The sequence below is a fragment of the Mesorhizobium sp. WSM4819 genome (assembly GCF_055811215.1).
On the sequence record NZ_JBVVQO010000026.1, the window covers coordinates 19,630 to 42,920 of the forward strand.

The following is a 23,291-nucleotide window of genomic DNA, read 5'->3' on the forward strand; positions in this document are numbered from 1 at the left end:
CATCATTCGCAAAGCAGAGAAAGGAGGTCGGAATGACCAACGAAGTCATCGACAAAAGACGGCGCGAGTTCCTCGGCGCCTCGGCGCTCGTTCTCTCAGGCGCAATGTTAGGAGTTCCAGCAATGAATACCACCGCTGTCGCAGCCGACTACAAGCAGAATCCGTTCAGCTTGGTCTATGGCGGGGCGATCACGACGAACGAGCCGGGCGAGGTCAATATCCACCCGGTCAAATACAAGCTCCACGGCCTGGACATCGTCGCCAACGTCTACACGCCGGCGGACTATGATCCAAGTCAGAAATATCCCGCCATCGTCGTGGCCCACCCCAATGGCGGGATAAAGGAGCAAGTCGCGGGCTTATATGCCCAGCGCCTGGCCGAACAGGGCTACATCACGATCACCGCGGATGCCGCCTACCAGGGCGGAAGTGGCGGCGAGCCGCGCAGCGTGGATAAACCCGCATTCCGCATCGAGGACATCCACGGCATGGCTGACTTCATCATCCGCTACGAAGGCGTAGATGCCGATCGTCTTGGCCTGCTCGGCATCTGTGGCGGCGGCGGATACTCGTTGTCCGCGGCGAAGGCCGACAAGCGCTTCAAGACGGTCGCGACGCTCAGCATGTTCAACTCCGGACGGGTCCGGCGCAACGGCTTCGCGGATTCGCAACTCGACACGATTCAGGAGCGCCTGAAGCAGGTTTCCGAGGCCCGCGCCCAGGAGATGGCCGGCGGGGAAATCCTCTACTCGGGCGACGCCAATCTGACGGACGAGCAGATCGCTGCGCTGCCGTTCGAGATGTATCGGCAGGGTTACGAGTACTACTGGAAGACGCACGCACATCCCAACTCGACCTTCAAGTACACCACGAGCAGCTTGCTGGACCTGATGCGCTGGGATGCCACCGACCAGATTGACCTGATCGACCAGCCGCTGCTGATGATCGCAGGCAGCAAGGCCGACAGCCTGTACATGACGGAGGATGCCTTCCCCAAGGCAACCGGGACGAAGGACAAGGAACTGTTCAAGATCGAGGGCGCGACCCATATCGAAACCTACTGGGTCCCCGAATATGTCGATGCCGCTATGGGCAAGCTGACGCCGTTTTACGCCCGGACGCTTGTTTCCGACCGTTCGTAACCCGCCGACCCCTTAATTCACAGGTGACGTGCGGCTCGGTTCCGGGACGTCATCTCCTTTCCCCAACCTCAAGGTGTCATTCTTTGAAGAAGCTCACCCGAAACCTGTTCGTCGCAGCCAGCCTGCTTTTGTCCGGAGGGATTCCCACCATGGCTATCGCCCAAAGCGAGACCCCCGCCGCGTCCGATACCCCTCCTGCCCAGCAGCAGTCGCGAGCGCAGCAGCTCTATGGCGATATCGCGCCGAAGATGGCCGAATTGACCGACGAGGTGCTGTATGGCGACATCTGGGAGCGTCCCGGGCTTTCCAAGCGGGATCGCAGCCTGGCGACCGTCAGCGCGCTCGTCGCCATGAACCGCCCCGACCAGCTTCGTTCGCACCTTGCCATCGCCAAGCGCAACGGCGTCACCGAGGAAGAACTGATCGAGACGATCACCCATCTCGCCTTCTATTCCGGCTGGCCCAACGCGGTATCCGCGATCGCCGCCGCCAAGGAAGTCTTCAAGAAATGACGCGGAACCAAAGGAAGCGAATGAAACTCGCCGCCATGACCGCCGCCTCGTTCGTCCTTGCTGCTTCGATCGCCTCGGCCCAGTCCGAGCAGGCGGTTACGGTGACGCGCGCCGGATCGCAGCCGTCCACGACGGGCGCGGCTGAGAATTTCATCGGCTCCGTCCGAGTCGACGACCGGTTCAAGGGAAGCGGCGACGCCCGGATCAGCGGCGCAACCGTCACCTTCGAGCCGGGAGCACGGACCGCCTGGCACACGCATCCGCTCGGCCAGACCCTGATCGTCACGCAGGGTGTCGGCCGGGTGCAGCACGAAAATGGCCCCGTTCAGGAAATCCGCCCGGGCGACACCGTCTGGATTCCGCCGGGCGTGAAGCACTGGCATGGCGCTAGCCAGACGGTCGGCATGAGCCACATCGCCTTCTCCGAAGCACTCGACGGCAAGACCGTCGAATGGATGGAGCAGGTTTCCGACGAACATTACGGCCGCTGATCGCCAAATCCAAGTGAACCGCAGTGGCGGCCCCATTCCTTCCTTGAATCCTTGCGAGCTCGCCCTTGAAGAAACTTCTCGTTGCAACTGGCGCCTTGGCCGCCTGCGCCGCCTCTCTGGTCGGCTGGCAGGTCCGCGCTGAAACCAACCGCGTCCAGTTTCCCGAACTCGATGAACTGGTCCCACTACACGACGGTCAGGCGCGGCAATGTGGTCGAGCACATCATGACCACGCCCGCGGCCATCGAGGCCGTCAAGAGCGGGCAGCCTATCCCGGCGGACACGCATTTCGTCCTGGTCGATCATCGCGACGGTGAACTCTATCGCTACTTCGTCATGCAGAAGGGCGAAGGCTTTGGTGCCGAGTATGACGAGAGCCGCCGTACCGCCGACTGGCAATTCCAATGGTTCTGGCCGGACAGGTCGATCAACATGGACGAGAACACCGCACGCTGCCAGTCGTGCCATCGCAGCCAGGAGGGCAGCGATTACCTTTTCACGGGCTATCGCATTCCCCGATTCAACGGCACTCCGGTCGAGTGAGCCGGGAGGTCCGACATTTGAGCCCTGTTTTCCTGTCTCGACTGGCCTTCGATCTCAGTGCGGCCGGGCTGCTGCTCTTCGGTCTCTCCTACTGGTGGCTCGGCAACGTCGCCCATGAACTGGCTGGAACCGCCATGTTCCTGTTGCTCATCGTCCATAACGTCTTCAACCGCCGCTGGTACGGCACGATTCCGAAAGCCCGCCACGAAGCGCGCGGGCTGTTCAACATCGCGGTGACGTTCCTGCTGATGCTGGCAATGCTGGTGCTACTGACCACCAGCGTGCTTATTTCCAACCCGCTGTCAGGCATCATGTCACCTTATGGCGGCTTCACCATTCGGCAGATCCATACGCTCGCGGCCTACTGGGTTCTCGTGATCGTATCCGTTCATCTCGGCCTGCGCTGGCCGATGCTCATGGGCGTGGCGCGCAAGCTCACTGGAATTTCACAGCCCAATGCCGTTCGGACGCTCGCGCTCCGCCTGATCGCCGTCCTCATTGCGACACACGGCGTCTGGAGTTCGTTCGAGCTGACTGTCGGCACGAAGCTCTCCATGCAGATGACGCTCGACTGGTGGAACTTCGAGGAATCCGTCGCGGGCTTTTTCATCCACTGCGTCGCGATCGCTGGGCTCTATATGACCCTGACCTACTACGCCTTGAAATGGCTCCAGACGAGAAAGCGCAGGACCGGATCAGTCGCCGCGATACCGGAGAACATCCGCCAATAAGGCCAGCGCCGGCGATTGTTGTCGTCGGCTCGGGTAGTAGAGGTGATAGCCGGGAAAGGACGGGCACCAGTCCTCCAGAACCCGCACCAAGCTCCCGTCAGCAACGTATGGGAGCACCTGATCTTCGGGCATGTACGCCACACCGAGGCCGTCCAGGGCCGAAGATAGCCTCATGCCGAGACTGTTGAACACGAGCTGGCCTTCTCCACGCACCTTCACCTCGCGTCCGTCCTTCTCGAGACCCCAGGCGAATATGCCGCCATAAGTCGGAAGCCGAATGTTGATGCACTGGTGCGCGGTCAGGTCCTGCGGGGTCCCCGGAATTGGATACCGCTTGAAATAGGCCGGCGACGCGACGACAGCCATGCGCATGTTAGGGCCGATGCGCACCGCGATCATATCCTTCGCAACCTGCTCGCCCATCCGCACCCCGGCATCGAATCCTTCGGAAACGATATCGGTCAGGCCGTAGTCGATGATGATTTCGACCTCGATGTCCGGATAATCCGGCAGGAAGCGTTTGAGCGCGGGCTGCAGGATCGAGATTGCGGGATGCTCGCCAGCCGTGATGCGGACGGTGCCAGCCGGCTTGTCCCGGAGTTCGCTCAAGGCCGCCAGTTCGGCTTCGATCTCCTCAAAACGTGGCGCGATCGTGCGCAGCAGGCGTTCGCCCGCTTCCGTCGACGCAACGCTGCGTGTCGTCCGGGTCAGGAGCCGCAGGCCCAATCGCTCTTCGAGATTGCGGATGGTCTGGCTCAGCGCCGACGGGGAAACCCGAAGCTTCGCGGCGGCGCGCGTGAAACTCCGCTCCCTGGCGACGGCTGCGAATGCGGCGAGATCGTTGAAGTTTTCCATCTGGATTTGTTAGCTCATCTAAAAGGCTCATGCGGATTATAGCGCCTTATCGCAAGTTGCTGCAGGCACTAAATTTGCGGTCATCGGCCGTGGAAGGCGAGGAACAGACTGCCTCTCAGGTTTGCCAGCGGGTGGATCGAACTCCCATCGCAGCCAGACGGAACGCTATAAGAAGGACCCGCAACATGACGAATGAGAGCGTAATAGGCCGCCGCATCTTTCTCGGCGCGGCGGCAACGCTAGCGGCCACTCCCATCCTCGCCAGCGCCAGTTCGCGGGCATCGGCGCAGACCGGCAATGCGAGCGGCTCTGCAGCAGTCCCGTCGAGCGATCGCCGGAAGCTTGGAACGCTGGAGGTCTCCAGCGTCGGGTTGGGCGTCAGAACATGCATCGTACCTACCAGACGACAATTCCGTCGCGGCCGGAGATGATCAACATCATCCGCACGGCCCACGAGCGCGGCGTTACCTTTTTCGACACCGCCGAAGCTTATGGCCCGCATGAGTGCGAACAGATTCTTGGCGAGGCCATTGAGCCGTTCCGCGACGAGGTCGTGATCACCTCGAAATTCGGCTGGAACATCGACCTTGAGACGGGCGAGCGGGGACCCGGCCTCATCAGTCGCCCGGACCACATCAAACTGGCGGTCGAAGGCATGCTCAAGCGCCTCCGCACCGACCGCATCGACCTTCTTTACCAGCACCGCGTCGATCCGGAGGTTCCGATCGAGGACGTCGCGGGCGCCGTCAAGGACCTGATGGACGAGGGCAAGGTCCTACATTGGGGCCTCTCCGAAATGGGACTCAACACACTGCGACGCGCCCACGCCGCGCTTCCCGTCTCCGCCGTCCTGAGCGAGTATTCGATGCTGTGGCGCGGGCCAGAAGACGAGGTGCTTTCAGTCTGCGAGGAGCTGGGCATCGGCTTCGTGCGGTGGAGCCCGCTCGGCGTCGGGTTTCTGACGGGCGCGATCGACGAGCGGACGCGGTTCGCGGAGGGCGACATCCGCGGGATCGAGTCGCGCTTCTCGCCTGAGAACCTGCCCGCGAACCTGACGCTCGTTAAATTGCTGGGTGACTGGGCCGACAGGAAGCAGGCCACCAGGGCGCAGATCGCGCTCGCATGGCTGATGGCGCAAAGACCCTGGATCGTTCCGATTCCCGGCACTACGCAGATGCCGCACATGCTCGAGAACATCGGCGCCGTTTCGATCCGCTTCACGCCCGAGGAGATCGGCGAGCTCAATTCGGCGGTCAAGGCGATCGAGGTGCGCGGCCAGCGCCTGCCCGACGCGGTTCTCGCGTTCTCGAATGTCGAGGCGCCTAAAAAGAACTGAAGGAGCTACCATGATGAAACACCGGCATCTCGGAAATCTAGAGGTTTCGGTCCTTGGCCTCGGCTGCATGGGCATGACTGGCGTCTACGGTTCCAACGCGGACAAGAGCGAGATGATCAAGCTCATCCACGATGCGCATGATCGTGGTGTGACGTTCTTCGACACGGCCGAGGCCTATGGTCCCTTCGCCAACGAGGAGCTCGTCGGCGAGGCTCTCGCGCCGATCCGTGACGACGTCGTCATCGCCACCAAGTTCGGCTTCGACATCGACCTCGAGACAGGCGCGCGCAGCGGAGGCACCAACAGTCGTCCCGAGCACATCAAGGCGGTGGCCGAGGCGGCATTGAAACGCCTGAAGACCGACCGGATCGACCTGTTCTACCAGCATCGGGTCGATCCCGACGTGCCGATCGAGGACGTCGCCGGAGCTGTCAGGGATCTCATCGCAGGGGGCAAGGTCAAGCACTTCGGCCTCTCCGAAGCGGGAGTTCAGACGATCCGCCGCGCGCATACGGTGCAGCCTGTTACCGCCGTTCAAAGCGAATACTCGCTGTTCTGGCGCGGGCCGGAAGTCGAGCTTTTGCCGACACTTGAAGAACTCGGGATCGGTTTCGTGCCGTTCAGTCCCCTCGGTGCGGGATTCCTGACCGGGAAGATCGACGAGAACACCAGGTTCGATCCAACGGACTTCCGCAGCAGCGTGCCGCGCTTCTCTCCAGAATCCCGTAAGGCCAACATGGCGCTGGTCGACATCGTCAAGGCCGTCGCAGGGCGCAAAGGCGCAACGCCTGCACAAGTCGCTCTCGCCTGGCTGTTGGCGCAGAAGCCATGGATCGTGCCGATCCCCGGAACCACGAAGCTCCATCGGCTGGAAGAAAACCTCGGTGCGGTCGACGTGACGCTCTCGACAGACGACCTGGGGGAAATCGCAACGGCGCTTTCGAAGATCGAAGTCCAAGGTGAGCGCCTTCCGGAGGCGGTGCTCAAAATGACGGGCCTCTGATCAACATTTCGGAGAAAGAGATGGTCCCCGACAGTCCGACGCGGAGGGAAATCCTCATGTCCTCGCTGCTTCTATCCCTCACGGCAGGCGGAGCAGCATCGCTCTCTCCGGCCGCGGCGGCGCAACTCCCGGAAGGAAAGATGCTCGTTGCGTATTTCTCGCGAAGCGGGAACACGCGCGTCATCGCGGGTCAGGTAAGCCGCGCATTGGAAGCTGACCTGTTCGAGATCGTGCCCGAAAATCCCTATCCCGCCGACTATTTTGAGACGGTCGAGCAAGCGCGACAGGAAAGTGCCCGTGGCTACGAGCCGCCTCTTAAAGCGCAGGTAACCGACGTCGCTCAATACACGACGGTATTCCTTGGCTTCCCGATTTGGGGAATGACGGCGCCGCCAGTCGTCCGCTCGTTCCTCGCCACGCATGAATTCCTGGGCAAGACCATCATCCCTCTCATCACGCATGGCGGTTACGGTCTGGGCGATAGCCTGACGGTCGTCGCCAGCCACACGCCACAAGCCAGCCTTGTCGAAGGTTTCTCTATGCAAGCCCCTCAGGAGCGGCAGACCGCCGAGCGGGTCATGGAGTGGCTGGATGGATTGAACGTCGCAAAATGATTCGGAGCGCCCGCATAGGCCTGCCTTGCGTGCGGAAAACTTCTGTCCCTAGGTTGGCATTGTTTCAATTGCCGCGAAGCGGTCGTTGCAGATCGAATGCCTGGAGCTGCCTTCGGGTCATGAACTGACTGGTTGCGTTGCCACATAGTCGGACCCAAAGTCGGCGCCGATTTTGGGACAATCCGATGCTCTGCAAAGACCAGCCAGAGCGGCGAAAGTCCGCCCCTCCAGCGCTTTCGACCAGCTCAGAAGATCGGGTCCGAAATCGCCCTTGCCGGGCCGAGCAGGATCGATCCTTCTGGGACCCCCGCATCGATTGGAATGGCTTTGCGGTCTGCCGTGGCAACCAGTTCCTGACCGACACCGGCGGTAACGATCACCGGCGTCTTGTTGGGCACACGGTCATAAAGGTCGATAATGTCCTGATTTATCAAGCGAACGCAGCCAGATGACACCGATTTGCCTATGGAAAACCACTCCGGCGAGCCGTGCAGGCGGTAAAGCGTGTCCTCGTTGCCCTCGAAGAGATACAGCGCCCGCGCTCCGAGCGGATTGGTGAGCCCGCCGGGCATGCCGCCATTCTCGGCGCTGTATTTTGCGTACTCGGGCTGGCGGGCGATCATTTCGGCCGGCGGCGTCCATTTCGGCCACTTCTGCTTCCACTGGACGACGGCATCGCCAGACCATTCGAAACCGGCGCGACCCAGCCCGACCCCATAACGAATGGCTTGTCCGCCCGGACGCACGAGATAGAGGTGGTGGCCGGCCGTATCGACGACGATGGTGCCGGGCGCTTGGCCGGTCGGATCGGGAACGATCTGACGCAGAAATTGCTCGTCGATTTTCTCGTAGGGTATGCCCGGCAGCTCGAACCCATTGTCGCTGACCGGACCGTACATTGTTGCATAGTCCATGAGCGGCGGCTCGACATTGGCTGGCGGCGGCGGCTCGACAGGCCGGCCTGCCGTCGTGGTGCAGGCGGAAACCGCAATCGAGGCGGCGCCGAGCGCAGCGGCGTTGAGAAAGCCGCGACGGCTCAGGCGATAGGAGTCGATTTCGGTTGTGAACATCGTTGCCTTTTTTAAGTCTCATATCGAAACAGAACATGAATACGCCAATCAGTACGGCGCGCCAGCCCTACCAATGCCTGGCGCGATAGGCGGTTCCGATTCTGGCCTGAGGGTGAACAAACAAAGGCAAAGCTGTGACGGTTCAGCCCCTGTTGCACCGAGGCAACAGGCCCGCAGCGCCGCGCGTCAGCAAAGGACGCTGTCGCAGTTTTATTTTGCCTATGATCCTTTCCAAGAATCGATTCCGATTTAGGGTCATGTGTCAGCCTGCGGCGAGCAGGCCTTCGAGCGAGGGCAGGATCAGGGCCGGCGGAAAGTCCCGGTATTCCTCGGGCTGGTCGGAGCGGTTGATCCAGACTGTCCGGAACCCGAATTTGGTGGCGCCGGCGACGTCCCAGCGGTTGGATGACTGAAACGACACCGCACCCGGATAGAGACGCCAGCCTGTCGTGACCATGTCGTAGACCGACGGATCGGCCTTAAAGCGCTTGACGGCCTCGACGGAATAGATGTCGTCCAGAACCTGGTCGAGCGCGGCCGATTTGACCGCCGCTTCCAGCATTTCAGGCGAGCCGTTGGATAGGATCGCCAGCTTGGCGCCAGATGCTTTGAGCGCCTTGAGCACGGCCGGCACCTCCGGATAGCAGTCCAGCCGCCAATAGGCGTCGAGCAGCTTGGCCCTCAGTCCCTTGTCCGCGGAGGGAACCTTTCGCAAGGCGAAATCCAGCGCCTGTTCGGTGAGTTGCCAGAAATCAGCGTAGGCGCCCATCAGCGTCCTCACCCAGGAATATTCCAGTTGTTTGGCGCGCCAGATCTCCGACAGGAGTTGGCCGTCCGGTCCGATTTGGTCGGCATGACGGCGGACCGCTGCGTGCACGTCGAACAGCGTTCCGTAAGCGTCGAAAACGTAAGCCGCATGTTGCATGGTAACAGTTTTGCGGCGAGGCAAGGCCGGGCGCAAGCACGGATTGCAATTTCGCATGCCGCTGGCCTTAACAAAATTCAGCCATATCAGTTGACGGCAGACGCCAAAGCATCTTCCAATGGCGAGACAGGACAGCTCTGAAACGCGGAATCAAGCGATGACACTGGCGGCTGCGGCGCAATCCGCGACATGGACCTTCGTGGATGGCGACTGGTATGAAGGCAACGTCGCCATTCTGGGGCCGCGCAGCCATGCCATGTGGCTCGGCACCAGCGTGTTCGATGGCGCCCGCTGGTTCGAGGGCGTCGCCCCCGACCTCGACCGCCACGCCGCGAGGGTGAACGCCTCGGCGATCGCGCTTGGTCTCAAACCATCCATGAGCGCCGAAAAGATCGTCGGGCTGACCTGGGACGGGCTGAAGAAGTTCGACGGCAAGACGGCGGTCTACATAAGGCCGATGTACTGGGCCGAGCATGGTGGCTATATGGGCGTGCCGGCCGATCCGGCCTCGACCCGTTTCTGCCTTTGCCTCTATGAATCGCCGATGATCCCGCCGTCAGGCTTTTCGGTCACCGTCTCGCCGTTCCGGCGCCCGACCATCGAGACCATGCCGACCAACGCCAAGGCCGGCTGCCTTTATCCCAACAACGGTCGTGCCATCCTCGAAGCCAAGATGCGCGGCTTCGACAACGCGCTGGTGCTCGACATGCTGGGCAATGTCGCCGAGACCGGAACCTCGAACATTTTCCTGGTCAAGGATGGCCATGTCCTGACGCCGGCGCCGAATGGCACGTTCCTGTCCGGCATCACCCGCTCGCGGACGATGACGCTGCTTGACGAGTATGGCTTCAAGACCATCGAAAAGGCGCTGTCGGTGCGCGAATTCCTCGAAGCGGACGAGATATTCTCGACCGGAAACCACTCGAAAGTCGTGCCGGTCACCCGCATCGAGGATCGCAGTCTCCAGCCCGGGCCTGTAGCGAAAAAGGCGCGCGAACTCTATTGGGAGTGGGCGCATTCGACTTCGGCCGGCTGACTGGCTAAAAAGCGAACCGGCGCTTCGTTCCGGAGTTGCTCCACACCAATCCAGACCTATGTTAGTCCGGTATCGACACCGGATTTTTCCACGAGGAGTACGACCGATGGCTTTTGAATTGCCCGCCTTGCCCTATGACTACGAGGCATTGCAGCCTTACATGTCGAAGGAGACGCTGGAGTATCACCACGACAAGCACCACAAGGCCTATGTCGACAACGGCAACAAGCTGGCTGCCGAAGCCGGGCTCGGCGATTTGTCGGTCGAAGAGGTTGTGAAACAATCCTTCGGCAAGAACCCCGGGCTCTTCAACAATGCCGGTCAGCACTACAATCACATCCACTTCTGGCAGTGGATGAAGAAGGGCGGCGGCGGCAACAAATTGCCGGGCGCGCTGCAAAAGGCGTTTGACAGCGATCTTGGCGGTTACGACAAGTTCAAGGCCGATTTCATCGCCGCCGGAACCACCCAGTTCGGTTCAGGCTGGGCCTGGATTTCGGTCAAGGACGGCAAGCTGGCGATCTCGAAGACCCCGAACGGCGAGAACCCGCTGGTCCATGGCGCGACCCCGATCCTGGGCGTCGATGTCTGGGAGCATTCCTATTACATCGACTATCGCAACGCCCGGCCAAAATATCTCGAAGCCTTCGTCGACAGTCTCATCAACTGGGACCATGTCCTCGAGCTCTACGAAAAGGCGTAGGCCTGACTGAGTTGCAGAAGAGCCCCGGCAAAACCGGGGCTTTTCTTTATGTGCCAAATGATCGGCCGCCCTTTTCCAACGACCGTCGCGAAAAATTCACACAAGCGTGAGGCGAATTTCCGGAATTTTCAAGCCAGTTTTGCCGTTATCGATCAGTCGGACCTTCACCCGAAACATCTTCACCATGGAGCCAGTTGAATGAGAAAGCTTATCCTCGCCATCTCGATGCTCGCCTTCACCGGTTCGGCGGCGTTTGCCGATCCGATCCAGGAGCGGCAGGCCATTATGAAGGAACGTGGAAAGATCGCCGGCCAATTGTCGAAAGTTGTCAAGGGCGAGACCCCTTATGACGCAGCGGCCGTGCTGGCGGCGTTGAAGGCGCTGGAGGCAAACGCCGAGAAGTTCCATGCAAACGTCGACACTCTTTTCCCGGCTGGCAGCGACACCGGCGACACCACCGCTGCCCCAAAAATCTGGGACGATATGGCCGGCTTCAAGGCGGTGGAAGAGAAATATCTCGCCGACGTCAAGGCTGCGGCGGCCGCCGCTCCTGCCGACGCCGATGCTTTGAAGGCGGGGTTCAACACCATAGGCAGCGATTGCGGCACCTGCCACCAGACATACAGGATTAAGAAGGGCTGATAGCGGGCGATGCGCCTGCTGAAAAAACTCGTCGGCGCCGCCCTCGTTCTTGGCGCCGCCGGCGCGGTCGCCGGCTGGTTCCTGTCGGCGCCGGTCAGGCTCGACAGCGAGACCCTGGCGCAGCTCGGCCCCGGCGATGCCGCCAGGGGCAAGCGCATTTTTTATGCCGGCGGCTGCACGTCCTGTCATGCGAAGCCAGGCTCGCAAGGCGATGCCCGTCTTCAACTGGCCGGCGGTCTCGAACTCAAGACGCCGTTCGGCATCTTCGTGCCACCGAACATCTCACAGGATGCCGAGGACGGTATCGGCGGCTGGTCAGTCGAAGATCTCGCCAACGCCATGCTGAAGGGCGTGTCGCCGAGCGGCGAGCACTTCTATCCGGCGTTTCCCTATGCATCCTACGCACGCATGAAGCCGGCCGACATCGCCGATCTCCATGCCTTCCTGAAAACGCTTCCGGCGGTGGCGGGCAAGGCGCCGCCCAATTCGCTGGGGTTCCCGTTCAACATCCGTCGCGGCATCGGGCTGTGGAAACGTCTCTATTTGAGTGACCAGCCGGTGGTCTCCTTCCCCAATGGGACGCCGAATCCGGTGATGGCCGGCCGTTACCTGGTCGAAGGGCCCGGCCATTGCGGCGAATGCCACACGCCGCGCGATTTTGCTGGCGGCACCAGGAAGAGCGAGTGGCTGGCCGGAGCCACCGCTGCCGAAGGCAGCGGCATCGTGCCGAACATCACTTCGGGCGAAGGCGGGCTCGGTGACTGGTCGGAGGCCGACATAGCCTACTTTCTGGAGACCGGCTTCACGCCTGATTTCGATTCCGTCAGTGGCGCCATGGTCGACGTGCAGAGAAACATGGCCGAGTTGGCACCGAACGACCGTGCGGCGATCGCGGCCTATCTGAAGGCCATCCCGCCGCACCCCAACGGCTATCCCCCACGCAAGCCGGCGAATTAGCACCTGTCAGCCGGCTGGCTCTGGCCCATTCTCAGGCCGGCCAGCCTTCATCAGGTCGAGGATCTTTTCAAGCCGGGCGACGACATCGCTGGTTTCCAGAAGCTGCTGCTTCTGTTCGATACTGATCGACAGCAGCGGCGCGAGCGTATCGGCTAGGACACCGGGATCGCCGATGGAGGGCAGGCCGAGTCGCGCCTTGGCCTTTCGTGGAAGCGAGGAAAAATCGATGTTGGCATAGCTCTGATATGCATCGAGAACCGCGCTCGAACGTGCTACCGCCTCCGCCGATTGGCGACGCTGCTCTTCGACTGGCGCGACCTCCGCCGCCAGAAAGTCGGCGTTGACCAGGTGAAGGATCGCGGCTCGCTGGAGGCCGGAGACCGAGACCTTGAGTACCCCATCCACCTGCGTCTGGCAGTTTATCACGCTAGCCGTGACACCCACCGGATAGAGAGAAGCAAGGTTGCCGGGATCGTCGTCGGTCGCCTGCCTCTGTGCGACCACAAGAACGCGGCGGTCGCCTGCCATCGCGTGCTCCACCGCGCGCCGCGTTTTGTCGCGGCCCACGAAGACCGGAACAGTCATTTGCGGAAAGAGCACGAAATCCCGCATTGGAAAAATCGGCAGATCCGCGCCGGAGGACGGGGGCGGGCTGGCCTCGAGCGCCGGGTTTCGGGGCCCAGCACCGACTAGTTGGCTCGCCTGAATCCTTGCAGCCAATACGTTCCAGTCGCGCAAGCCGAGGACCCTAGCAATGAGCTCGAGGCTTTCGCTGTGGGACAGCGAAACGGATTTGGCGCTCAGCGCTTCGGACAGCGTTTGCGCCATGGCTTTTGCATCGCGGAAATCGCGCATGGAATCATCCTTTGCTTCGAAGAACGGAAGACGTCAGAGCTTGCGTTACTGACCCGTTCGTTCGGGCAAAGAGAGCCTGAAGTGGCTCGATACATTCACCTTACCCCGGAGGGCGCAAGCAGCAGGTTGTATCCACCTGTTTGGAAGGTGCGCTGAAGGTCCGGTGTCAATCCTGCCCGCGCTGCATTCCACGCTCCCGATTTACAGGTGGCGGTCGCCGAGGAAATCGAAGCCGGTTTCAAAGAAATGATTGTAGTTGCAGGTCATTTCCTCGCCGGGCGCGATGTCGCGCAGTGCATAAGTCTCGTCGGGCGAGGCGACGTCGCAATTCGGGTCATCGGCATGGTTCATAAAGCGGGCGTCGTCGGCTTCGAAGACGACAAAGTTTGGATCGCGCCGGTCGGGATAGGAATAGCGATCGAGATAGGCTCTGACCGGCCCGGTTTCGCTTTCATAGACCTCGACTGGGATGCGCCGGTCGTAATTGGGATGGAGCTTCCAGACCAGTGTGCCGCGGGGAATGTGGTTCTTGGCAAAGACACCGATGCCCTGGATGGGCGATTTGTCGAGATAGACGTCGACGAGCAACATTGCGGACCCTTGCCGTGACTGGATGATTCTTGGGTGGCGCGGCTGCGAGAAGCCGCGCATTGGCTAGCGCGCAGCTATGGCAATTGCGAGCGGAAAATCCACATGGCCTGACCCGTGGTGCGCAAGATCAAGCTCCTACAGCGCCGTCTGTGCGTCCAAAAGGGTCGGGGGCGCTGTGGTGGCAAGTTCGGCCTTGCCCGCCACCTTCAACGCAAACGCATAGGTGAAGGCGATTTCCTCGAGCCTGGAAAACCGGCCGGATGCGCCGGCATGACCGGAGTCCATATTGATCTTGAACAGCACCGGATTGTCGCCGATCTTGCGGTCGCGCAGCCGCGCCACCCACTTGGCCGGCTCCCAATAGGTGACGCGCGGGTCGGTGAGGCCGGCAAGCGCCAGGATCGGCGGATAGTCGAGCGCGGCGACATTGTCATAGGGCGAGTAGGCGGCGATCGTTCGGTAGTCCTCCTCCGAGGCGATCGGGTTGCCCCATTCGGGCCATTCCGGCGGCGTCAGCGGCAAGGTCGCGTCGAGCATGGTCGTGAGCACGTCGACGAACGGAACCTCGGCGACAATACCGCCGAAGCATTCCGGCGCCATATTCGCGACGGCGCCCATCAGCAGGCCGCCGGCCGAGCCGCCCTGAGCGACGATGCGGTCATGTTGCGTATAGCGTTCGGCGACGAGGTGGTGGGCGACTGCGATGAAATCGGTGAACGTGTTCATCTTGTGCGCCCGCTTGCCGTCGTCGTACCAGCCATAGCCCTTGTCCTTGCCGCCGCGGACATGGGCAATCGCGTAGACGAAGCCGCGGTCGACCAGCGATAACAAATTGGTGTTAAAGGCGGCCGGGACTGTGATGCCGTAGGAGCCGTAGCCGTAAAGCAGGCAAGGCGCTGATCCGTCGAGCGGCGTGTCGCGATGGTGGATGAGCGAGACCGGCACCAGTTCGCCGTCGGCTGCGGGCGCCATCAGCCGCCGCGTCACGTAGTGGTCCGGGTCGTGGCCGGACGGAACTTCCTGGGTCTTCAGCAGCACGCGCTCGCGGGTCCGCATGTTGTAGTCGAAGACCTGCGCCGGCGTTGTCATGGACGAGTAGGAAAAGCGCATGATCTCGGTATCGTATTCATAGGATCCCGACAGGCCGAGTGAGAAGGCTTCCTCGTCGAAGGAGATGAGGTGTTCCTCGCCGCTGTTGCGGTCATGCACGACGATGCGCGGCAGGCCTTCCTTGCGTTCAAGCCTGACCATGTGGTCCTTGAAACCGATTACCGAAAGGATCAGCCGGCCCGCTTCGTGCGGCACCAGCTCCTGCCAGTTGGCGCGCACCGGGTCGCTCGCCGGCGCAGTCATGATCTTGAAATCCTTGGCGCCGTCGGCATTGGTAAGAATGAAGAAGACATCGCCGCCTTCTTCGAGGTCGTATTGCAGGCCGGTCTCGCGCGCAGCAACCAGCTTCGGTTCGGCGAACGGCTCGCTGGCGCTCATGATGCGATATTCCGAGGTCTCGTGGTCGTTGATGCCAACCATGATCCACTCGTTGGAGCGTGTGCCGCCGACATTCATGAAGAAGCCCGGATCGGTTTCTTCGTAGATCAGCCGGTCGTTCTCAGGACTGTCGCCAAGGGCATGGAACAGCACCTTGGAAGGACGGTGGTTGGCATCGAGGCGGGTGTAGAAAAATCCATCATTTCCGGCGTCCCACACGCCGCCGCCACCGGTATCCGGAATCCTGTCGGCCAGATCGTTGCCGTCGGCGAGATCGCGGACGCGAAGCGTGTAGAATTCGGAACCCTTGTCGTCGAAGGCCCACAGAAGCTTGCGGTGGTCGGTCGAATGGTCGACACCGCCGAGGCGGAAATAGGCCTTGCCTTCGGCCTCGAGATCGCCGTCGAGCAGGATCTCTTGGTCGCCGCCCTCGCGCGGCGTGCGGAAATAACGCGGCTGCTCGCCGCCAAGCTTGAAAGATGACCCATAGGCGTACGGCCCATCCTTCATCGGCACGGACGAATCGTCCTCCTTGATGCGGCCCTTCATCTCCTTGAAAAGCTGCTTCCGCACCTGGGCGGTCTCGGCCATGAGCGCTGCCTGATAGGCGTTCTCGGCTTCGAGATGGGCGCGTATCTGCGCGTCGAGCAGCGACGGATCCCTGAACATCTCTTGCCAGTTGTCGGCTCTCAGCCAGGCATAGTCGTCCGTCCGCGTCACTCCATGGTGCACATCGAAGACCGGCCGCTTCTCTGGTTGCGGCGGGCTGGCAGTTGGAAATGCTGGGGTTCGGGTCATTGCGTCTCGCTGTGGAAGTTACTTGTATGGAGAATGAACACGCCGATCAGCGCAGGTTCAAGAGCCGAAGTATATGTTTGCGCCGGGCTCCAGAACATGACCCGGAGGAGAGGGAAAAATGAAGTTCCGTTTTCACGCTGCTGCGGCTTTCGCCGTCGCTTCGACAGTCTTGGCCTTTATCGGCCAATCTCATGCAACCGTGTTCGCAGCTTGGCAAGTGACCAACCTTCCGTTTGGCGACACGCTCAACGTGCGCAAGTATCCGGCGGGATCGTCCCAGAAGCAGGCGGCCTATCCCAACGGCGCCGTTTTGCAGATGACCGGGAGATGCACCGGCGGCATAAACTTGCTCGACATCGCCAAGCAGCCGGTTTGGAAGCAGGAACAGAAGATCCGCTATCGCTGGTGCGAAGTCTGGCACGATCCGGCACACAACGGCAATTTCGTCACCGGCTGGGTCTACGGAAAATACATCACCCCACATTGATGGACGGTGCCGGTCCGCAGGCTGATTTCTGGCTTGCTTGCAACAGCAAATCGCAACCTATGGTTTTGCGGATTCTAAAAACAACCAGATAGCCTGCACCACAACCAAGCATAGCCAAGCATTGAGATTTTTTTACTGGCTCTCATGGATGTAACGGCAGCTTGACTGGGCGTCCGCCGCCGCTGGTCTGCCCAGAAAATATCGCAAAGTTACAGAGTGCACGAAAGGTTGAAGCTGATCGTCGAATATTTTATTGCCATCGATGAATACAGCGCAAGAAGCGAATTGACTTACTTGGTTTAGTGGCTCATTAGGATGCTGCGACGCGAATCGCAGAGGCTCTTTCCTGCAAAAATTTCGCGCGATGCCCGACCTATCAAAAATAGGGCGCAGGTAGAAACAACTCACGTTGGGGCCAGGAAGCCATGGATATTATCGAAACACCTTCCAGAAATAGTGATGCGCTGATCGAATTGACGGCCGATGTCGTCGCCGCCTATGTCAGCAACAATCCGGTGCCGGTCGGCGAGCTGCCTAGCCTCATCGCCGATGTCCATGCCGCCCTTGGGCGCGTGGGCGGGGCCAGTGAACAGCCTCCTGCCGACAAGCAGAAGCCGGCAGTAAACCCGAAACGCTCCGTCCATGACGACTACATCGTCTGTCTTGAAGACGGCAAGAAGTTCAAGTCGCTGAAGCGTCACTTGATGACCCACTACGGTCTGACGCCCGACGAATATCGTGAAAAATGGGGCTTGGACGCAAGCTACCCGATGGTTGCTCCCAACTATGCTGCCGCCCGCTCACAGCTCGCCAAGAAGATGGGTCTCGGCCGCAAGCGCAAGGGACGCTGATACCGGCTCTCTTCCCAACCTGGGTTAGATGATCAACGGCGCCTCCGGGCGCCGTTTTGGCCTTGGGGCGATGCGCGAGCAATCGATATGCGTCGCGACTTGTGCGGCTCCGATCATGTCGGGCCATCGCGCGCTGTTCGTCTGATCAGGCGGTCTGCTTCAAGGCCGCCTCTGCGTCGCGCTTGATGCGCTTGACCATTGAACGAAGACCATTGGCGCGTTGCGGCGACAGGTGCTCGTCGAGGCCAAGTGCCTTCAGCGTGGCTTCCGCGTCGGTTTTCTGGATCTCGCTGGCGGGTCGTCTGGAAAACAGCGCCAGCATGATAGCGACGAGGCCGCGCACGATATGGGCGTCCGAATCGCCGGCGAAGGTGACGACTGGGTCGGGCCCCGGACCATACTCGGTAGTCAGCCAGACCTGGCTGACGCAGCCGGGCACCTTGTTGGCAGGGTTGCGTTCCTCGTCGGGAAACGGCGGCAGGGCCTCACCCAGTTCGATCACATAGCGGTAGCGGTTTTCCCACTCATCAAGCAGGGAGAAGTCGTCGCGGATCGTCTGGATCGTCGTGGTCATCACTCCGGATATAGTCATCCGGCGACGCCGCGTCACGGAAAAAGAGGAAAACACTATAGGCGTCAGAGCGCGGACGGTGACAGATGCGCTGAAAAATATCTCAGTTTTTCGCCGGCAAATCGACTTTCGCCGGCAAGACGATGTCTTCGGGCACGCTGCCGGTCGTTGTCGCCGTGTCGGGTTCGGCGGTCTTGTCGTCCAACATGGCGGCCGCGATCTTGGCTGTCTCCCTTGCCCGGGCGGTGATCGTGTGCATTGCGGACTTGCCGGTCTCGCAGACGTCAGGCTTGCGCTCGCATATGCCGGCAATGTCGCCGACGGCCTCGCGTGCCGCAAACAACGCCTGGATCGGCCCGACGCTTTGGTGGCCTGTCTCGTCGGAGCCGACATTCAGCGGCAGCGCCAGAAGCACCAGCGAAAACCAGAAAGCCATTCTGATCAGAAAGCCCATCTGTATGCCCTCATTCGTGACCGGATCATGCGTTCATGCGGCATGACCTCTTTATGGATACGATAGTGGCATGGACGCGCAAAGGACGGCTTGCCCGGTCAGCGAAAATTTTCCTCAAATTTTAGGCAAATTCGAAACGAAGCATTTTGCAATGGATTTGTCTCAAATCCAGCCGATTTTCTTCACTTAAGCTTAACCATCTATCCAACTGTTTTCCTTGTGTATTTCCCAGAAGCACGGCTTACCGGGGGCGACTGTCAAAGGCGGAAGTGCTGTTCGCCCGGATAACGCTCCATTTACTATGGCCGCAATTGCCAAGGTTCGCCCCGTGCCGGCCTCCCAATATCTGCCTCAGGCCGCGCATTGATCGGTCCTGCCTTATCCATTCCTTAAACGCTGGATGCGAGTTTCAGATCGACAAAAGCATCTGCGAAGCAGGGCTGTTCACGACCAGGTGCGAGTGCGTTGAGTTGAGTTCGATAAGGGCCAGATACGTTGAGTTGCCCGGCGCGATGGCAGCCGGTTGCGAACGTATGGTTCATCCGTCGATCCTCGGACAGAACGACCGCCGGTGCCAGAGGCGGTTTATCGGTGTCATGCTGGCCGCTCCGTTCTTCGCCGCAGGCGCAGCAGTCACGCTGGTCACCTCGGGCATGGGCGTGGCCGTGACCATGGCTGCGATCTTTGCGACGTTCGGCCTCTGCTGGTTTGCTGCCTTGCTGGTGGCGGCATCGGGCAAGATGGCGTTCGCCGGCCAGGTCGCGCTGGTGATGGGCAGTCTTGCTCTTGCCGGTATCATCGCCGCGGCGGGCGGGATGGCCTCGCCGGTCGCCATGCTTGTCGTGGCGCTGCCGTTCGAAGCCTGGTGGATCGGCGCGTCTCGTCGCGCTGCACTCTGGGGTGCCCTATCCGCATGTGTCGCTATCCTGCTGCAGGCTTTTGCCGGTTCTGTCTTCCCGTTCGGTCCGGCCGAAATCGCCGCCTGGCATTGGCTGCTGCCGCTGGCCTGGGCGCTCACCCTCGTTCCCCGCGTCGCAGCGCTTGGCAGCGCGGCCGGCGCGCAGCTTGATCCGGCGACCGACGATCGGCTCGAGAACATCATCGACGCCGTTGTCCTGCGGGCCGGCCGGCATGGCGAGGTTCTGGATGCGTCGGCAAAGGCGCGCACGATCCTGAAGCTGCAGCCGGAACTGCTGTTCGGTACCGGCCTGTTCGACCGCATCCATCTTTCCGATCGCGTCGCATACCTCAGCGCGCTGGCCGACATGCGCGATGGCGCGCCGGCGCGCCGGCTGGATCTTCGCGTCCGGCTGCCGCAAAACGGCAATGGCCCGACGGCGGACAATTACCGGCCGTTTTCGCTTGAATTGGCGCGCGGGGAAGAGCAGCAGGACGTCCTCACGTTCGTCCTGCGCGAAAACGACGAACTCGCCGGCTTGCGCGAAGAGCTTGCCGCTGCGAAAGAGGCGGCCGCGTCTGCCGAAGTGGCAAAGGGACGGTTTCTGGCGGTCGTCAGCCACGAGCTGCGCACGCCGTTGAACGCCATCATCGGTTTTTCCGACATGCTGCTGCATGAGATGTTTGGCACCTTCAAGGATCCGCGCCAGAAGGAATATGTCGGTCTGGTCAAGGAGTCCGGCCAGCATCTGCTTGCCGTCGTCACCTCGATACTCGACGTATCGAGGATCGAAGCCGGCGCATATGCAACCGAGCCGGAACCATTCCGTTTCGTCGAAGCTGTCGAAATGTGCCAGTCGATGATGCGCTTGCAGGCCGAGGCAAAGAACATCGATCTACAAGCCCAGATCGCACCGGATGCAGGCGAGATAAACGCCGACCGTCGTGCCGTGCAACAGATACTCATCAACCTCGTCTCCAACGCCATCAAGTTCACGCCCGATGGCGGCGATGTTATCGTCGGCGCCAAGCGGATCGGCTCGCGACTGCATTTCTGGGTCAGGGACACCGGCATCGGCATCGCCGAGGAAGACTTTGCCAATCTCGGCAAGCCGTTCATGCAGATCCAGAACGACTATACGCGCCGCTTCGAGGGCACCGGGCTCGGCCTGTCGCTGGTGAAGGGTCTGGTGGCGCTGCACGAGGGCACGATGTCGATCGAAAGCATGCCGGGGGAGGGCACCACGGTCACGATCAGCTTGCCGGTGAACGGACCGAAAGGACGTTCGAACGACAAGCCCGGCGTACTGCCGATGCCTGCAGCCAAGGCGGAGACGAAAGGGGACAGGCATGGCTCGCTCCGCAAAACAGCCTAGGGCGGTCAAGCGCCGCGGCAATGCCTTCCAACGCAGCGCGGTCGCCCTCGGCAGCCGAATTTCACGCAATCCGGTTCTGGTTGGCGGTTCGACCGCCTTCCTGGTGACGCTGTTCTACGTCTCGGCGAACGCCTTGTGGTATCAGCCTTTTCCTCATGCCGGCGCGTTTTTTGCGACCAGGAGCATGGAGGGCTTTCCTCGAGCCGGCGCCGACGAGCCTGAAACCACCATCAACATCGTGCGGCCGGAGCCGGCCCCGATCAAGAGCGATCCGATCGTCGAGCAGGTCCAGGGCATATTGAAGGATCTCGATTTCTATTCCGGCACCGTCGACGGTATTTCCGGCCCCAACACGCGCAAGGCCATCCAAGCCTATCAGCAGAAGGTCGGGCTCAACGCTTCCGGCGAGATCGACAGCATTCTGCTCGATCAACTGGGCGCCATGCCAACCGCCTCGACGGTCGTGCCGCATCCGGCACCGCGTCCGGACGACATGGCCGCGATTCCCGTCTCGGCTTCGCCGGCAGATGCGCCGGCGCAGGCACCCGACGCTCGCATCATCAAGATCCAGGCCGGGTTGAAGGCATTCGGCAATGACGACATGCAGCTCGATGGCGTGGTCGGGGCCCGCACCAAGGCAGCGATCAGGGAGTTTCAGTTGCTGTTTGGTCTGCCCGAGACCGGCGAGCCCGACGAGGTCGTCTACGTCAAAATGCGCGAGATCGGCCTGACCAACTGATGGGCGCAGGCGCGCGGTTTTGGTTTCACCCAAACGCAAAGCGCTCTAAGTACCGTCCGATGTCGTCCGGAATGCTGCCATGCGCGTAACCACCGATCTGTGGGTGTCGGCCCTGCTGCGCCGGGTTTTCGGCGCCGGCGGCTTTGCCGCCGTGGTCAAGCGCGGCGCAACCGAGGCCGGCGCCGTCTTCGTGCTGGCGCGAGGCCGCATGGGCGAGATTGCCTTGTTTGGCCCGGCGCCGCAGACGAGCTACGATTCAGCCAAACCCGACGACCGTTACTTCAGTTTGCTCGGCGCCGGCGACGATGCCGCCGTCTTTGACGGGCGACTGGAGAGGGAGAAGAAATTCGACCCCGACATCTGGGTGGTCGAGATCGAGGCCGGCTCTGTTCCCGTCGAGGAGCTTCTTTCCGTCAAGTCGCAATAGCGATATGCAGACAAAGGCTTAGAGCGTTCGCTTGAATCTCTTTTCAGGCGCGACTGCGGGTCAAACGCGACGCGCTTTAGGGCTGGCGGCAGCATTGTCGCTGTCCGCTTTGCGGACGTCGGCGTTAGCCGCGATCGGTCCGGCATTGCGAATGGCCTTCGACAGTGTCTCGGCTTTCCAGCCGCGTAGCCTGTCCAGCGCTGCGTCGCGATGCAGCAGCCGGTAGCGGTCGAGGAAGATGCGGATGGCCTGCGGATGCGAGAACTCTGTGGGATAGACGGCGGCGGTGATCAGGAACGCCCTCTCTTCGCCGAGATCGAGCGCGCGCAGGGCGGCCAGCAGCGACGTGTAGTTCTGGTTCGCGGTGAGCGACCGCGCCGTTGAAAAATCGATCTCGAGCGCGTCGGCCAGTGCTGTCTGGAAGAATGCGGCATTGCCGGTCAGCGCCGTCTCGCGCAGTTTGAGGTAGGTGTTAGCGCCGGCGAACGGATTGATCGTCGCGCCGCCGCTCTCGGCATCACGCATCATCGACCGCAGCCGGCGCCGTGCAGTCTCGGCGGCGGCGCCGGGCACCTGCTGGCTGTCGGCGACGACTTCGGCGCTTTCGGGCACCGCCTTGGCGTTCGCCTCAGGCTGCCGCACGCTCACCAGCGTCGGCTTTTCAAGCGCCCTGATCAGGTGGGCGATGGTCGGGTTCAGATCCTTGCGGCGCGCAATGGCGCGCGCATGCGGCAGGCCATGGCGGCCGATCAGCGCGATGAGGTCGATATCGCTGAGCGCGCGCGAGCGGATGAGCAGCGGCGCGGCAACGTCGACCGGCTCCTCGCAAAGCCGCCGGACCAGCGCAGCGGGCGCATATTCGCATTCGGAAAGGGCGGCGGCGACGTAGCGGCGCGATTCGACCGACACATCGGCGAAAAGCGGCAGCGTCAGATCCTCAAGTTGCGCGATCTCCCGGCGCGAAGGGCGGGTCAGCGAACAGAACGCCGACACCGTGGCGCGGAACAGCCTTTCGGCCTTTCCCGGTTCAGCCCGTATAGCGATTTGCCTGAAATCCGCAGATGACACGAAGGATACGCCTGACACTCGACACAATCTGGACCATGCTCGACCGGGACTGTGTCGGTTTCGCATTTGCCACGGGTCAGGACTTCCTGACCTCAGAACAAAGATCAAATTAGCGGCGATGCGTTAGCG

25 protein-coding genes and 2 pseudogenes are annotated in these 23,291 nt (G+C 61.4%); 18 read left to right on the forward strand and 9 right to left on the reverse strand.

Translation table 11 applies throughout. The annotated features are described in order from the left end of the window. Window positions 1-32 precede the first annotated feature (32 nt). The 5 genes and pseudogenes from AC0L18_RS21410 to AC0L18_RS21430 all read left to right on the forward strand — a co-directional run bounded on the left by AC0L18_RS21410 (window position 33) and on the right by AC0L18_RS21430 (window position 3,419). Entirely contained in the window at window positions 33-1,142 is a 1,110-nt protein-coding gene (locus tag AC0L18_RS21410) for an alpha/beta hydrolase (RefSeq protein ID WP_473494107.1), read from the forward strand. 83 nt (window positions 1,143-1,225) lie between these two features. Continuing rightward, a complete protein-coding gene (locus AC0L18_RS21415; protein WP_473494108.1) occupies window positions 1,226-1,654 on the forward strand; it encodes a carboxymuconolactone decarboxylase family protein in 429 nt (142 codons plus the stop codon). A gap of 20 nt (window positions 1,655-1,674) precedes the next feature. Beyond that, on the forward strand, window positions 1,675-2,145 hold the full coding sequence (locus tag AC0L18_RS21420) for a (R)-mandelonitrile lyase (protein ID WP_473494109.1): 471 nt from the start codon (window positions 1,675-1,677) through the stop codon (window positions 2,143-2,145). A 65-nt stretch (window positions 2,146-2,210) separates the two neighbouring features. After that, window positions 2,211-2,688, forward strand: a pseudogene (locus AC0L18_RS21425) (cytochrome P460 family protein). A gap of 17 nt (window positions 2,689-2,705) precedes the next feature. After that, window positions 2,706-3,419, forward strand: a complete 714-nt coding sequence (locus AC0L18_RS21430; protein ID WP_473494110.1) for a DUF4405 domain-containing protein — start codon at window positions 2,706-2,708, stop codon at window positions 3,417-3,419. On the opposite strand, the gene AC0L18_RS21435 is transcribed toward AC0L18_RS21430, so the two are convergent. Then, a complete protein-coding gene (locus AC0L18_RS21435; protein ID WP_473494112.1) occupies window positions 3,384-4,274 on the reverse strand; it encodes a LysR family transcriptional regulator in 891 nt (296 codons plus the stop codon). The two genes, AC0L18_RS21430 and AC0L18_RS21435, sit on opposite strands and share 36 nt — an antisense overlap. A 185-nt stretch (window positions 4,275-4,459) precedes the next feature. On the opposite strand from AC0L18_RS21435, the pseudogene AC0L18_RS21440 reads away from it, so the two are divergent. From AC0L18_RS21440 to AC0L18_RS21450, 3 genes and pseudogenes are all read left to right on the forward strand, one after another. Then, a pseudogene (locus tag AC0L18_RS21440) lies at window positions 4,460-5,610 on the forward strand (aldo/keto reductase). Window positions 5,611-5,623: 13 nt separating this feature from the next. Beyond that, complete coding sequence (locus tag AC0L18_RS21445; RefSeq protein WP_473494163.1) at window positions 5,624-6,613, forward strand: aldo/keto reductase; 990 nt, start codon at window positions 5,624-5,626, stop codon at window positions 6,611-6,613. Window positions 6,614-6,669: 56 nt separating this feature from the next. Next, the gene (locus tag AC0L18_RS21450; RefSeq protein WP_473494113.1) at window positions 6,670-7,227 is read left to right on the forward strand and encodes a flavodoxin; all 558 of its coding nucleotides are present in this window, start codon (window positions 6,670-6,672) and stop codon (window positions 7,225-7,227) included. 245 nt (window positions 7,228-7,472) lie between these two features. Here the strand turns inward: AC0L18_RS21450 and AC0L18_RS21455 are convergent, their stop codons facing one another. Next, window positions 7,473-8,297 carry a L,D-transpeptidase gene (locus tag AC0L18_RS21455; protein ID WP_473494114.1) on the reverse strand — a complete coding sequence of 275 codons (825 nt, stop codon included), beginning with the start codon at window positions 8,295-8,297 and terminating at the stop codon, window positions 7,473-7,475. Between AC0L18_RS21455 and AC0L18_RS21460 the strand changes: the two genes are divergently transcribed. Then, a complete protein-coding gene (locus AC0L18_RS21460; protein ID WP_128168034.1) occupies window positions 8,290-8,550 on the forward strand; it encodes a hypothetical protein in 261 nt (86 codons plus the stop codon). The two genes, AC0L18_RS21455 and AC0L18_RS21460, sit on opposite strands and share 8 nt — an antisense overlap. A gap of 9 nt (window positions 8,551-8,559) precedes the next feature. Here AC0L18_RS21460 and AC0L18_RS21465 read toward each other — a convergent pair whose 3' ends face one another. Next, window positions 8,560-9,222 carry a haloacid dehalogenase type II gene (locus AC0L18_RS21465; protein WP_023800845.1) on the reverse strand — a complete coding sequence of 221 codons (663 nt, stop codon included), beginning with the start codon at window positions 9,220-9,222 and terminating at the stop codon, window positions 8,560-8,562. A gap of 157 nt (window positions 9,223-9,379) precedes the next feature. On the opposite strand from AC0L18_RS21465, the gene AC0L18_RS21470 reads away from it, so the two are divergent. From AC0L18_RS21470 to AC0L18_RS21485, 4 genes are all read left to right on the forward strand, one after another. Continuing rightward, the gene (locus AC0L18_RS21470; protein WP_091590841.1) at window positions 9,380-10,258 is read left to right on the forward strand and encodes a branched-chain amino acid aminotransferase; all 879 of its coding nucleotides are present in this window, start codon (window positions 9,380-9,382) and stop codon (window positions 10,256-10,258) included. Window positions 10,259-10,364: 106 nt separating this feature from the next. Further along, window positions 10,365-10,961, forward strand: a complete 597-nt coding sequence (locus tag AC0L18_RS21475; RefSeq protein ID WP_473494115.1) for a superoxide dismutase — start codon at window positions 10,365-10,367, stop codon at window positions 10,959-10,961. A gap of 198 nt (window positions 10,962-11,159) precedes the next feature. Then, complete coding sequence (locus AC0L18_RS21480) at window positions 11,160-11,603, forward strand: c-type cytochrome (protein ID WP_473494116.1); 444 nt, start codon at window positions 11,160-11,162, stop codon at window positions 11,601-11,603. A 9-nt stretch (window positions 11,604-11,612) separates the two neighbouring features. Next, on the forward strand, window positions 11,613-12,560 hold the full coding sequence (locus tag AC0L18_RS21485; protein ID WP_473494117.1) for a cytochrome c: 948 nt from the start codon (window positions 11,613-11,615) through the stop codon (window positions 12,558-12,560). 6 nt (window positions 12,561-12,566) lie between these two features. Here the strand turns inward: AC0L18_RS21485 and AC0L18_RS21490 are convergent, their stop codons facing one another. The 3 genes from AC0L18_RS21490 to AC0L18_RS21500 form a co-directional block, all read right to left on the reverse strand. After that, window positions 12,567-13,415: an LON peptidase substrate-binding domain-containing protein gene (locus tag AC0L18_RS21490; RefSeq protein ID WP_473494118.1), complete on the reverse strand. Its 849-nt coding sequence runs from the start codon at window positions 13,413-13,415 to the stop codon at window positions 12,567-12,569. 201 nt (window positions 13,416-13,616) lie between these two features. Continuing rightward, window positions 13,617-14,006 carry an SET domain-containing protein gene (locus tag AC0L18_RS21495; RefSeq protein ID WP_473494119.1) on the reverse strand — a complete coding sequence of 130 codons (390 nt, stop codon included), beginning with the start codon at window positions 14,004-14,006 and terminating at the stop codon, window positions 13,617-13,619. A gap of 135 nt (window positions 14,007-14,141) precedes the next feature. Then, window positions 14,142-16,292, reverse strand: a complete 2,151-nt coding sequence (locus AC0L18_RS21500) for a S9 family peptidase (RefSeq protein WP_473494120.1) — start codon at window positions 16,290-16,292, stop codon at window positions 14,142-14,144. 118 nt (window positions 16,293-16,410) lie between these two features. On the opposite strand from AC0L18_RS21500, the gene AC0L18_RS21505 reads away from it, so the two are divergent. Both AC0L18_RS21505 and AC0L18_RS21510 read left to right on the forward strand, forming a co-directional pair. Further along, window positions 16,411-16,779, forward strand: a complete 369-nt coding sequence (locus tag AC0L18_RS21505) for an SH3 domain-containing protein (RefSeq protein ID WP_473494121.1) — start codon at window positions 16,411-16,413, stop codon at window positions 16,777-16,779. 425 nt (window positions 16,780-17,204) lie between these two features. Further along, window positions 17,205-17,630, forward strand: a complete 426-nt coding sequence (locus AC0L18_RS21510; protein ID WP_023800837.1) for a Ros/MucR family transcriptional regulator — start codon at window positions 17,205-17,207, stop codon at window positions 17,628-17,630. A gap of 145 nt (window positions 17,631-17,775) precedes the next feature. Here AC0L18_RS21510 and AC0L18_RS21515 read toward each other — a convergent pair whose 3' ends face one another. Then, complete coding sequence (locus tag AC0L18_RS21515; RefSeq protein WP_473494164.1) at window positions 17,776-18,204, reverse strand: SufE family protein; 429 nt, start codon at window positions 18,202-18,204, stop codon at window positions 17,776-17,778. A gap of 100 nt (window positions 18,205-18,304) precedes the next feature. Beyond that, window positions 18,305-18,655 (reverse strand): DUF5330 domain-containing protein, encoded by a 351-nt coding sequence (locus AC0L18_RS21520; protein WP_023800834.1) that lies wholly within the window; start codon window positions 18,653-18,655, stop codon window positions 18,305-18,307. Window positions 18,656-19,188: 533 nt separating this feature from the next. On the opposite strand from AC0L18_RS21520, the gene AC0L18_RS21525 reads away from it, so the two are divergent. The 3 genes from AC0L18_RS21525 (at window position 19,189) to AC0L18_RS21535 (ending at window position 22,094) form a co-directional block, all read left to right on the forward strand. Continuing rightward, window positions 19,189-20,928 (forward strand): PAS domain-containing sensor histidine kinase, encoded by a 1,740-nt coding sequence (locus AC0L18_RS21525; RefSeq protein WP_473494122.1) that lies wholly within the window; start codon window positions 19,189-19,191, stop codon window positions 20,926-20,928. After that, window positions 20,903-21,667, forward strand: coding sequence for a peptidoglycan-binding domain-containing protein (locus AC0L18_RS21530; protein WP_473494123.1), 765 nt, complete (start codon window positions 20,903-20,905; stop codon window positions 21,665-21,667). Before AC0L18_RS21525 ends, AC0L18_RS21530 begins: the two co-directional genes overlap by 26 nt. A gap of 79 nt (window positions 21,668-21,746) precedes the next feature. Continuing rightward, the gene (locus tag AC0L18_RS21535) at window positions 21,747-22,094 is read left to right on the forward strand and encodes a DUF1491 family protein (protein WP_128168044.1); all 348 of its coding nucleotides are present in this window, start codon (window positions 21,747-21,749) and stop codon (window positions 22,092-22,094) included. 60 nt (window positions 22,095-22,154) lie between these two features. Here AC0L18_RS21535 and AC0L18_RS21540 read toward each other — a convergent pair whose 3' ends face one another. Further along, entirely contained in the window at window positions 22,155-23,162 is a 1,008-nt protein-coding gene (locus tag AC0L18_RS21540; protein ID WP_473494124.1) for a hypothetical protein, read from the reverse strand. Between the last annotated feature and the right edge of the window lie 129 nt (window positions 23,163-23,291).